Source organism: Azonexus sp. (assembly GCF_041909095.1).
Classification (GTDB): Bacteria; Pseudomonadota; Gammaproteobacteria; order Burkholderiales; family Rhodocyclaceae; genus Azonexus.
Window position 1 is genome coordinate 257,116 of record NZ_JAYREB010000001.1, and the last position, 10,682, is coordinate 267,797.

The window sequence follows — 10,682 nt, forward strand, 5'->3', positions numbered from 1 at the left end:
CCCCGCTGCAACCTGGCTGAAATAAGCGGGTTATGGCCTTCGTGCTAAAACCGCGTTGATTTCAACCTCATGGGAAGCATCATGGTTTTCTTCGAACTGTTCGCGCACAACCCAATCATCCTCCGCGTTCCCGCCGGCCAGACCCTGTTTCAGGAAGGCGATGCTGGCGGCGGCCTGATGTATGTCCTGAGCGCCGGCAACGCCGACATCGTGGTTGCCGGCCGGGTCATCGAACACCTGCAGCACGGCGGCATCGTCGGCGAAATGGGGCTGGTTTCGCCCGCAGCGCGCTCGGCGACGGTGCTGGCGACCAGCGATTGCGAGTTCGTCGCCATCGACGAAGCGCGCTTCCAGTTCCTGATCCAGAACACGCCTTTCTTCGCGATGCAGGTGATGCGGGTGATGGCCGAACGCCTGCGGGCAACCGACCGGCTGATGCCGGTGCTCGAGGAAGTCTGAGCCTTGAAACCTCAGTTGGACGCGGCCGATGGCGCGTTTGGACGGGATGACCGGCGCGAAGCGACGACGCAGCAGGCCCGTGCCTGCAAGGCGGAGCGATAAAGCCGGGCGCCCGTCCGGACGTGCCAGCGGCCGCGTAGCGCCATCAGCCAACGGTGAGCCGTATCGTGGGCACTGAGGTCTGCATTAATGCGGCGGCACAAGGAGAAACAAGCGGTCAGCTGAGGTTTCAAGGCTGAGCGCTCAGGTATCCACCGCCAGCGGCACGGCAAGCGGCTGGCGGGCGGCGACGAGCTGCCGGTAGAGTCCGGCCAGGCGGCCGGCCAGCGCGCTGTCCGACCAGGCCTCGGCGGCGCGCCGGGCTTCCGTGCCGAGGTAGCCCCAGGCGTCGCGATTGGCCATGACGTGGCCGAGCACTTCGCCGAAGGCCTGCGTGTCGTCGGGCGGTGTGAAGCAGCCGGCGGTATTTTCCAGGATATCGGCGGTGCCCATCGCCGACAGCGCGATCACCGGCAGGCCGGCGGCCATCGCTTCGAGCAGGACCAGGCCCTGGGTTTCGGTGCGCGAGGCGAAGACGAAGGCGTCGGCGGCGGCGTAGCAGTTGGGCAGATCCCGGCTACGGTCGAGGTAGCCGATGAAGCGGACCGCGGCGGCGACGCCAAGCGCCGCGGCGCGGGACTGTAAATCGCCCATCGCCGGCCCCTCGCCGGCGACTATCAGGAGAATCTCCGGGCAACGGCGTTGCGCCTCGCGCAGCGCGTGGAAGAGGAATTCGATGTTCTTCTCGTGGGCAACACGGCCGACGAACAGCGCCACCGGCCGCTGCACCGCGATGCCGTGGGCGGCGCGGAAGGCGGCGCCGTCGCCGCCAGTGAATTGCGCCAGCGGAATGCCAGTCGGCAGCACGTGCGAGGGGACCGTCACGCGGTAGTCGGCAAGCCGCTGGCGCATCGCCGTCGATGGCACGACGACGGCGTCGAGCGCATTGCACTGGCGCCGCGAAAAGCCCCGCGCTGCGGCGCGCAGCCAGCCGCCCGGCAGCCAGGGCGCGTAGTGTTCGAGGTACTCCTCGAACAGCGTGTGATAGGTGGTGACGACGGGCAGGCCGCGGCGGCGCGCCGCCTGCAGGCCGGCGTAGTGGGCGACGAAAGGCGTCTGGACATGGATCAGGTCACAATCGGCAGCGGCCTCGAACACCGCGTGGTGCATCGCCCGCCAGCCGACCAGGCGGTCTTCCGGATCGCCGACGACCGGCCGCCCACCAACCCGGACGATACCGGGCTCGTCGGCTTCGTCGGCGTAGCGCGGAACCACCAAACGGACCTCGACACCATGCGCGGCAAGCCCGCGACGGAAGGTTTCGATCGACGTGGACACCCCGTTGATGCGGGGAAAATAGACATCAGACACCATCAGGACACGCATTTCAGGCCTCCGCCGTTTCGTTCGCCAGCGGCTCGACCGGTGCCGCCAGTTGCCGCGGCGCGGGCGACGACGCGGTCCAGGTGACGAGTTCCAGGCGACCGTCGCCATGTTCGACGATGGCCGTGCAGGAATCGACCCAATCGCCGCAGTTGATGTAGTCGAGACCATCGATCTGGCGCAGCGTCGCCCAGTGGATGTGGCCGCAGATGACGCCGTCGAGACCGCGCTCGCGGGCGTGATGGACGGCTGAGGTCTCGAAATCGAAAATGAAGTTGAGCGCCGTCTTGACCCGCCGCTTGGCGTAACCGGCGAGCGACCAGTAGCCGGCCAGACCGAGCTTGCGCCGGCCCCAGGACAACCAGTGATTGAGGCTGACCAGCAGGTCGTAGGCCTTGTCGCCGAGTACCGCGACCCAGCGGTGGTGGCGCGTCACCTGGTCGAACTGGTCGCCGTGGATGAGCAGGTAGCGCTTGCCGGCCGCCGTTTCGTGCACCATCTCGTCGGCGACTTCGATGTCGCCGAAAACGATGCCGCAGTATTCGCGCAGCACTTCGTCGTGATTGCCGGGAATGAACACCACGCGGTCACCGGAACGCGCCCGGCGCAGCAGTTTCTGGACCACGGTGTTCTGCGCCCGGGTCCAGCAGATGCTGCGGCTCATGGCCCAGAAATCAACGATGTCGCCGATCAGGAAAGTGTTGTCGGCCGGATATTCGCGCAGGAAATCGAGGAGTCGGTCCGCCTGGCACGCCCGGGTGCCGAGGTGGATGTCCGAGAGAAACAGGCTTCTGACTTTTGGCATGGGCGCATCATCGCCGCCCTCCGTGAAGTCTTGGTGACCGGATCGTGACTGCAGGATGACAGACACACCGGTGCGATGGCTTGCAATTCCCGCGCTGGCCGCCTAAATCCTGCTTATCAGAGGTCTTCAGGAAGGAATCCTCACTTCGACCCGCAGCCCCCCTTCCGGACGATTGCAAAGCATGACACTACCCCCATGGCCATGCACCACCTGGCGGACGATGGCCAAACCTAGACCGGTGCCCCCGGTTTCGCGAGAGCGGGAGCTCTCGACGCGGTGGAAAGGTTCGAACACCGATTCAAGCTCGGACTCGGGAATACCGGGGCCGTCGTCTTCCACACCAAGGACAATCTCCCCGCCATTCGTTCCGAGGGCGACACGAGCATTTCCGCCGTACTTCACCGCATTGTCGACAAGGTTGCGCAATGCCCTTTGCAGTGCCCTGGGGCGCCCATTGAAACGCAGTTGCTCGGGGGCTTCCAGGGTGACAAGGCCGTTATTCGAAAAGTCGTCGGCCACACTTTCGACCAGCGCCACCAGGTCGATGGGCTGAATCGCTTCATCGACTGCCTTGCCGCGCAGGAAATCCAGGGCATCGTCGATCAACTGCTGCATGTCGTTCACGTCCCGCCGGATATCCTCGCGCAGGTTCTTGTCGGCCATCATTTCGGCCCGCAGGCGCAATCGCGTGATCGGGGTCTTGAGATCATGGGATACCGCAGCAAGGAAGCGCTCGCGTTCCTCGATACCCGAGCGGATGCGGGTTTGCATCAGGTTGAAAGCCCGCGCCGACTCCTGCACTTCGCTCGGCCCTTCTTCCGCCAGTGGCGGATGTTTCAGATCCTCTGCCAGGCCGTTGGCTGCGGCAGCCAATCGCGTCAGGGGGCGCACCGTGCTGCGCGCAACAAAGGCAACCAGGACGACAATCGCCAGCAACATCACCCCCAGGTTGATCAGCATATGCCAGGGCTGGGCGAGAATGTCATCGGGTGCGCTGCCATTAATGCGCAGCCAGTTCCCATCCGAAAGTTGCAGATACATGTCGAAGGCAAAAGTACCGAATCGCGGCAGGGCCACGGTTCGGACCTCGATACCGGGGCCCAGCTGCTCGCGCATCCGCTGGACAAAATCGGTCAGCATGGTCCGGGCCTGACCCGCCTGCGGCGCCGATGCTTCGATAGTCAGGGCCAGCCTTGGAGTCGACAGGCGATCGGCCAGCCGCTGGCGTACCGCTCCGGGCTCGCCATCAATCGCTCGATGAATGGCGGCAAAGCGCTGAACCATTTCCTGACTGACAATATCGCCCAGCGAACGTTGCCGTTCCCGTAAATGGATGGCAGTTCCGGCCAATTGGGCGAGAACCAGTCCCGCTGTCATCAGCAGGAGCAGACGTCCGAACAGGGAGCGCGGCAAGCAGCGCATCAGACGACCTCCACCTGCGCCGCCAGCACATAGCCTTCACCGCGTACCGTCTTGATCAGGGCGGGTTCCTTGCCATCATCCTGCAGGCGCTTGCGCAAGCGCCCGATCAACACATCGATGCTGCGTTCGAAGGGGAGCGATTCCCGCCCGGCGATCAGTTCAAGAATCTGGTCCCGTGACAGGACACGCTGAGGGTGTTCGAGGAAGACACTCAGCAAGCGGAACTCCGCCCCTGACAACGGGACGACAAGACCGTCCGGGGCAATGGCGTTGCGTGCCGAAACATCCAGAGTCCAGCCGGCAAAACGGTAAGCTGCCGCTTCGCTGGTTTGCAGATTTGGCGGCAGCGAATGCGCGCGCCGCAGGATGCTCCTGACCCGTGCCAGCAGTTCCCGTGGATTGAATGGCTTGCCCAGATAATCGTCGGCCCCCATTTCCAGGCCGATGATGCGATCGATTTCAGAACCACGGGCCGTCAGCATCAGGACTGGCAGGTTCGAATGGGTCCGCAGTTCGCGACACAGGCTCAAACCATCTTCGCCGGGCAGCATCAGGTCGAGAATCACCAGATCGATCCGGTGATTCTCCAGAGCCTTGCGCATCGCCTTGCCATCGGCAACGCTGCTTATCCGGTAGCCGGATTGTTCAAGATATTCTTCCAGCAAACGGCGGATTTCGCGGTCGTCATCGACGACCAGCAGGTGCTCGCTACGTACTGTCATCATCGTTTCAGGAGGGTGTTGATCGCCGCCAGGTCTTCCTCAGCGAGAATCCCTGCCGCCTGTTTCAGACGCAGCAACGATAGCATGGTATCCAGACGTGCCTTGACCAGTTTGACCCGGGTATCGAATAGCTGACTCTGGGCGTTCAGGATATCCATGTTGATGCGAATGCCGACCTCGTAGCCAAGCTTGTTGGCATCCAGGGCCAACTGCGAGGAAGTGACCCCGGCCTCGAATGCCTTGATCTGAGCCTGGCCATTGCTGAAGGCAAGATAGGCCTGGCGTGCCGCCAACACCGCCTGGCGGCGCGCGTTCTCCAGTTCGGCCCGTGATTTCTCGTGCAGGGCGGCCGCCTCCCGGCTTTTTGAAGATACAAACCCGCCGGCAAAAATTGGCAAATTCAACTGCAGCCCGATGGTCGTGGTACGGCTATCCAGGCCGCCCGGTACTGTCGGACTGAAGCCCGTCGCACTCCGGCCATGGCTGGCGACCAGATCGACAGTCGGATAGTGTCCGGCGCTCTGCTTTTCCACCTCGCGACGGGCAACCTCCCTTGCGGTTTCGGCAACTTGTACGGCGATGTTTCCCCGTTCGGCCAGACTGGCCCATTGCGCCATGTCGTCGGGCACCGGTCGGCCGATGTTGACGTCCTGCTTCAATCCATTGAGTTGTGAGTACGTTTCGCCCGTCAAGCTAAGGAGAAACTGCTGCCTGACCGCCAGGTCGTTGGCAGCGGCGATTTCCTGGGCCACGATCAGGTCGTGACGCGCCTGTGCCTCGTGCATATCGGTGATGGTGGCAGTGCCGACCTCGAAATTGCGCCTGGCTGATGCCAGTTGTTCGACCGTGGCCAGCTTCAGCGCCTGAACGCTGGCCACAGTTTCCTGCGCCAGCAGCATGTCGAAATAGGCCTGGGTGACACGCAGCAGCAGTTCCTGCCCGGCTTGCGCAAACCTGGCCTCGGCGTTCGCCGCCAGCAGTTCGCCCTGCTGGTAGCCCTGCCAGTTTTGCCAGCGGAACAGCGGTTGGCTCAGGGAAATCGTCCAGCCATTGCTGTTGTATTCGGCATCACTGGCGAGCCCGCCGACACGCGGCGTGGATTCCACCCGGTTGTGGGTGGTGCTGGCTACCAGGCCAATGCTGGGCAGCAGGCTGGCCCATGCCTGCGGGGCTTTCTCGCGCTCGGCATCGCGCGCGGCACCGGCCGCCGCGTAGCCTGCATCGTAATTGCGGGCCGCACGGTAAACCTCGAGCAAATCGGTGGCCTGGGTCAGCGAAACACCGCCCAGCAGGGTGAGTGACAAAACAAGCTTGCGTAGGGTCATGATGTGATTTCCCGGCCTTCACCGGCTTCCTCTTCAGTACGGCCATCGCGGAGGTGATAGATGCGCTTGAAGGTCGGAAGGATCTTTTCGTCGTGGGTGACAACAATGATGGCGGCCCCGTAGCGTTGCGCCATGTCGTTGAGTATCCGCATCACCGCCAGCGCCCGGGTCGAGTCCAGCGGCGCGGTGGGTTCGTCGGCAAGAATCACGGGCGGGTGATTGACCAGAGAGCGGGCGATTGCCACCCGCTGCTGCTCGCCGCCGGAAAGCATGGAAACGCGGACCCCGACGCGATGGCCGACATCGAGCGCTTCGATCAGATCACGGGCTCGCTGCCGGGCCTTTTCGTTTGGTGTGCCGGCAAGCATGGGAAGCAGGGCAACGTTGTCGGTCACATCGAGGAAAGGAATCAGGTACGGAGCCTGGAAGATGAAACCGATGCGGTCACGGCGCAGTGCACGCAAATCATCGATCTGCCAGCCGCCGGCCTGCTCGTCGAAAATGCGTTCGCCACCGAGTTCGATGTGACCACCGGTCGGTTCGATCACGGCCCCCAGGCATTTGAGCAAGGTGCTCTTGCCCGAGCCGCTGGGGCCAACCAGCCCGACGACTTCGCCGCGACGGATGGTCATGTCGACACCGCGCAATGCATGCACCGCATTCGCGCCCCGTCCGTAGGTCTTGGTCAGGCCGCTCAGACGGATGGCAACTTCCTTGTTTGCTGTTGGATTCAGCATGATCAACCTCCTATGGCATCGGCCGGGTCGATGCGCAGGGCGGCCCGAATCGCCAGGACGCTGGCCAGGGCACAAACCACCAGGGTGACGACAAGGCCGCGCAGGGCATCACCCGATTCAAGCAGGACATGGCGAGGAAAAAAAGGCGCCCACAAGCTCGCCGAAACCTGACCGACGACGTAGCCGATGAGGCCCAGGGCCAGCGCCTGCTGCAGGATCATCGTGGCAATGCTCCGGTCACGCACGCCGATCAGCTTGAGCACGGCGATTTCCCGCTGCTTGTTGATGGTCATGGTGTAAATGATGAAAGCGACGATGGCCGCGCTGACGATCGCCAGGATCACCAGAAACATGCCGATCTGCTTGGCGGAGGTGGCAATCAGCTTGGCCACCAGGATCTCTTCCATGTCGGCGCGGGTCCAGGCGGTCAGATGTTTCCAGCGGCCGATCTCGGCTTTGACTTCTTCTGCGGGATAGCCCGGGGCCAGACGCAGCAGCACGGCATTGACGTTGCGGCTGCTGGTCTGCGTAGCCACTACGGCATCGAGCAGGCCCGGCGCCCCCGGGCGATTGATGGCCGGATTCGCTGTCGTGCGCGCCCGCTCGGCAATCAGGCTGTCGTTATCCTTGAGGAACTGGACTTCCTGGGCATCCTTGAGCGGAATGTAGATCATCGGGTCGCCAGAGGACGAGGTCGCCCGGCGAGCCAGCCCGACCACCGTGTAGTCGTGGCGGCGGATGCGCACCGTATCACCCACCAGCAGCCCTGCCTTCTCGTCGGCTACAGCTTCGTAATGGCTGCGCAACAGGGGGCGCCCGGCGATCACCTGCGCCGGTTCGCCGAGCGCCCCCGGCTCGATGCCGGCCAGCATGACGCGCACATCCTTGCCATTGATCTGCACCTGCATGGTCAGGTAGGCGACGTTGGCCGCCTCGGCGACACCAACCAGCCCGGCCAGGCTGCGGTAGAGGTCGTCACGGATCGACGAAGGCTCGGCCCACGGACCCAGCGTATCCTTCTGTACGACCCAGATGTCGGCGCCAGAAGCGGCAATCACGGCGCGGCCGTCAGCAACCATGCCGCGATAGACACCAGCCATGGTGAGAGTGACGCCGATCAACAGCCCGAGGCCGATACCGGTGAATATGAAGCGGCCGAGGTGATGACCGATATCCCGGGCAGCGAGATTGATCACGACTGCGCTCCCCCGGCATCCGTCACGCGTACCCGGTCGCCGTCGGCAAGCGGGCGGGCACGGGTGACGATGACTGCCTCGCCGCCACGCAAACCTTCGAGCACTTCGACTCCGCTTGCCGTACGCAAACCGGCCCTGATCGGCACGAACTGCGCCTTGCCATCGATTGCCAGGAAAACACCGCTGCGGCCGTCCTGACGCACCAGCGCAGCCGGCGGTACAGCCAGCGCTGGCGGCCGTGCTGGCATGTGCACCGTAACCTCGGCCATCTCGTTCAAGGTCAACCCCGCCGGCAGGCTGTCGAATGCCACCATGGCAATCCGCTCCTCGGTCACCGCATCCGACAACTGTTCGATGCGCGCGACCTTGCCGGTGAATGTCTCTCCCGGGCGACTACGCAGCACAATGCTGGCCGTCTGGCCGGTTGCCAGCCCGGCGGAACGCCCCTGGTCGATACGTACCCGTAACCAGAAGGAATCCGTTTCAACCAGGCGCACGACCGCTTGCCCTGCAACTGCCGTACTGCCCGGCTCGAGCTCACGGGCGACGATCAGGCCGGCCACCGGCGCCAGCAGACGCATGTTGCCCAGTTGGCGCGCCAATGCTTCAGCCTCTGCCCTTGAACGCTCACCCTCGGCGCGAGCCGCCGCAACATTGGCCAGACTGGCCGCCCGGGCGGCCTCGGCGGCACGAAACTCATGACCTTTGACACGTTCCGCTTCCGTACTGACAAAGCCCTGCTCCCGCAATGCGGCATAGCGCCGGGCGCTGGCCTCGGCGGTCGCCTGCCGGCTTTCCGCCTCGCGGCCCATGGCTTCGGCTGCGGCCAGCGCCGAGTCGGCTCTGGCCTGCCCATGACGAGCCGCAGCCAAGCGTGCCTGCAGATCGATAGGGTCGATTTCGGCAAGCACCTGACCAGCCGCAACCGTTTCGCCCTGGTCGACGAGCACGCGGGCGACACGTCCGGCGGTCGTCGGGCCAATCAGGACATTGCGGCGCGCTTCGACAATGCCGATGCCAAACAGCGAAACCTGCAAGCTGACGCGTTCCACAGGCGCCGTCGTCACTTTCGTCATCGGCGCCAGCGGGCTGTTGCGCAAGATCAGAAGGCCCATCCCGGCCAGCACCAGGATGCCGATGGCGATCTTCCATCGCTTTTCGAGATGCAGTTTCATCACTGCCGCCCGATCTTGTTCGAACCGATACCCATGCGGGCGAGCAGCCCGTCCTTGACGATGAACTGATGGTAAAGGGCAGCCAGAACATGCAGGGCGATCAGGGCCATGGCAGCCCGTGAGGCCAGGCCATGAATCCGGCGTGGCGAGAACTCCTTGAAGTCAGCCGGCAAGGCCGCGCCACCAAACAAGGCATCCAGCGCGCCGCTCTGCAGCATCAGCATGGCACCGCTGAATACCGGCAGCAGGATGATCAGGTTGAGCGCCATATGCCCGAGCCGGGCGAACATCTCCCCGCGCACCGCCGGAAGTGCCGGCAGGCGTTTGCGCAGAATGACCCGGGCGAAGACCAGAATCCCGGCGAGGATGCCGAGGATCATGTGGATGCGCAGGTTGCCAATTTTTTCGGCGGTATTGGGTAGATCGGCCAGCACCAGACTGCCCGTGACCAACAGGAAGATGATCAATGCCGCCGCCAGCCAGTGAATGGCAATCTGGGATTTGGCGTAACGAATGGATGACATCGTGAGACTCCCGAAATGTGAATGTGTGTGCATTCTGGGAGTGCTGCGACTGCCTGTCCCGGCGACTTGGTAACACAGTATGTCAAGCCGCCCGCCTGTCATCCTGGCTTACCAAAAGCGCAGTTCCGGGACACATCTGGCTTGCATCCGGCGCGCAACATTCGTCTTGCCAATCGGCATCAACTGTACTTCGCAAAAGCGAAATTCTCATGAACAAGACGGTGTGCAATCTGATTCTTGCCGGTGTTGCCGGCGTCACACTGATCTGCGGCTCACTGGCACTGGCTGGTGGCTCCGACTGTGGTGGCCGTGGCGGTCAGGGCCCCGCTGCCTGGATGGGCAGCAATTTCGGACTGGGCATGATGGGTCACGGCTGGGGCGGTCCACATCGCGCGGCCTTCATCGTCGAGGACAATGTCGGGTATCAGCTCGACAGCCTCAAGCGTTCGCTGCAACTCGGCACAGAACAGGAACAAGCCTGGACCAACTTCGCCACGACAGTGAAAAACAGGCCAAGCGCATGAGCGAGATGCGCGAAACGATGTGGGATACACCCAGCACGCGGCCGGAGCGCACTGTACGAGGTTCTGAACCCTGATCAGCGCAAGCTGCTTGACCGCCGCGGCCCCGGGATGGATGGCTGAGTGGCGTGCCAGAAGCCCCTAACCAGACCTGGGACCGTTTTCACCTCGCCCCGGTCTGTTTTGTTTTCAGGGGAGGTAAATGCCTGGTTCATTTCGATGCATCATTTCTCAGTCGGCAATCCTGGATCGGTGCCTTGCGGAAAGCTTCTGAGGTTTGGCATGCGCGCATGATCGCCGCACTGCAAGAAGGCTTTGTGAGCGATGCGCGACAGCGGAATGACAGCGAGGATCAAGCGGCGACTTGCATTTCC

The 10,682-nt window shown here is 63.4% G+C and carries 11 protein-coding genes; 2 read left to right on the forward strand and 9 right to left on the reverse strand.

All coding sequences use genetic code 11. From position 1 onward, the window contains the following. Positions 1-81 precede the first annotated feature (81 nt). Entirely contained in the window at positions 82-459 is a 378-nt protein-coding gene (locus tag ACE3OV_RS01260) for a Crp/Fnr family transcriptional regulator (protein WP_374324231.1), read from the forward strand. A gap of 243 nt (positions 460-702) precedes the next feature. Here ACE3OV_RS01260 and ACE3OV_RS01265 read toward each other — a convergent pair whose 3' ends face one another. From ACE3OV_RS01265 to ACE3OV_RS01305, 9 genes are all read right to left on the reverse strand, one after another. After that, a complete protein-coding gene (locus ACE3OV_RS01265; protein WP_374324233.1) occupies positions 703-1,884 on the reverse strand; it encodes a glycosyltransferase in 1,182 nt (393 codons plus the stop codon). Between the two features lies 1 nt (position 1,885). Then, positions 1,886-2,686 (reverse strand): UDP-2,3-diacylglucosamine diphosphatase, encoded by an 801-nt coding sequence (locus tag ACE3OV_RS01270; RefSeq protein WP_374324235.1) that lies wholly within the window; start codon positions 2,684-2,686, stop codon positions 1,886-1,888. A 126-nt stretch (positions 2,687-2,812) separates the two neighbouring features. Next, positions 2,813-4,108 carry an ATP-binding protein gene (locus tag ACE3OV_RS01275; RefSeq protein ID WP_374324237.1) on the reverse strand — a complete coding sequence of 432 codons (1,296 nt, stop codon included), beginning with the start codon at positions 4,106-4,108 and terminating at the stop codon, positions 2,813-2,815. Continuing rightward, positions 4,108-4,830, reverse strand: coding sequence for a response regulator (locus ACE3OV_RS01280; protein WP_374324239.1), 723 nt, complete (start codon positions 4,828-4,830; stop codon positions 4,108-4,110). The genes ACE3OV_RS01275 and ACE3OV_RS01280 overlap by 1 nt, the downstream gene beginning before the upstream one ends. Continuing rightward, positions 4,830-6,155 carry a TolC family outer membrane protein gene (locus ACE3OV_RS01285; protein ID WP_374324241.1) on the reverse strand — a complete coding sequence of 442 codons (1,326 nt, stop codon included), beginning with the start codon at positions 6,153-6,155 and terminating at the stop codon, positions 4,830-4,832. Before ACE3OV_RS01285 ends, ACE3OV_RS01280 begins: the two co-directional genes overlap by 1 nt. Beyond that, a complete protein-coding gene (locus tag ACE3OV_RS01290) occupies positions 6,152-6,892 on the reverse strand; it encodes an ABC transporter ATP-binding protein (protein WP_374324243.1) in 741 nt (246 codons plus the stop codon). The genes ACE3OV_RS01285 and ACE3OV_RS01290 overlap by 4 nt, the downstream gene beginning before the upstream one ends. Before the next feature lie 2 nt (positions 6,893-6,894). Continuing rightward, on the reverse strand, positions 6,895-8,088 hold the full coding sequence (locus ACE3OV_RS01295) for an ABC transporter permease (RefSeq protein WP_374324245.1): 1,194 nt from the start codon (positions 8,086-8,088) through the stop codon (positions 6,895-6,897). After that, on the reverse strand, positions 8,085-9,263 hold the full coding sequence (locus ACE3OV_RS01300) for an efflux RND transporter periplasmic adaptor subunit (protein WP_374324247.1): 1,179 nt from the start codon (positions 9,261-9,263) through the stop codon (positions 8,085-8,087). The genes ACE3OV_RS01295 and ACE3OV_RS01300 overlap by 4 nt, the downstream gene beginning before the upstream one ends. Further along, the gene (locus tag ACE3OV_RS01305) at positions 9,263-9,787 is read right to left on the reverse strand and encodes a cytochrome b (protein ID WP_374324249.1); all 525 of its coding nucleotides are present in this window, start codon (positions 9,785-9,787) and stop codon (positions 9,263-9,265) included. Before ACE3OV_RS01305 ends, ACE3OV_RS01300 begins: the two co-directional genes overlap by 1 nt. 209 nt (positions 9,788-9,996) lie before the next feature. On the opposite strand from ACE3OV_RS01305, the gene ACE3OV_RS01310 reads away from it, so the two are divergent. Then, positions 9,997-10,311 carry a hypothetical protein gene (locus tag ACE3OV_RS01310; RefSeq protein ID WP_374324251.1) on the forward strand — a complete coding sequence of 105 codons (315 nt, stop codon included), beginning with the start codon at positions 9,997-9,999 and terminating at the stop codon, positions 10,309-10,311. The last annotated feature ends 371 nt before the right edge of the window (positions 10,312-10,682 follow it).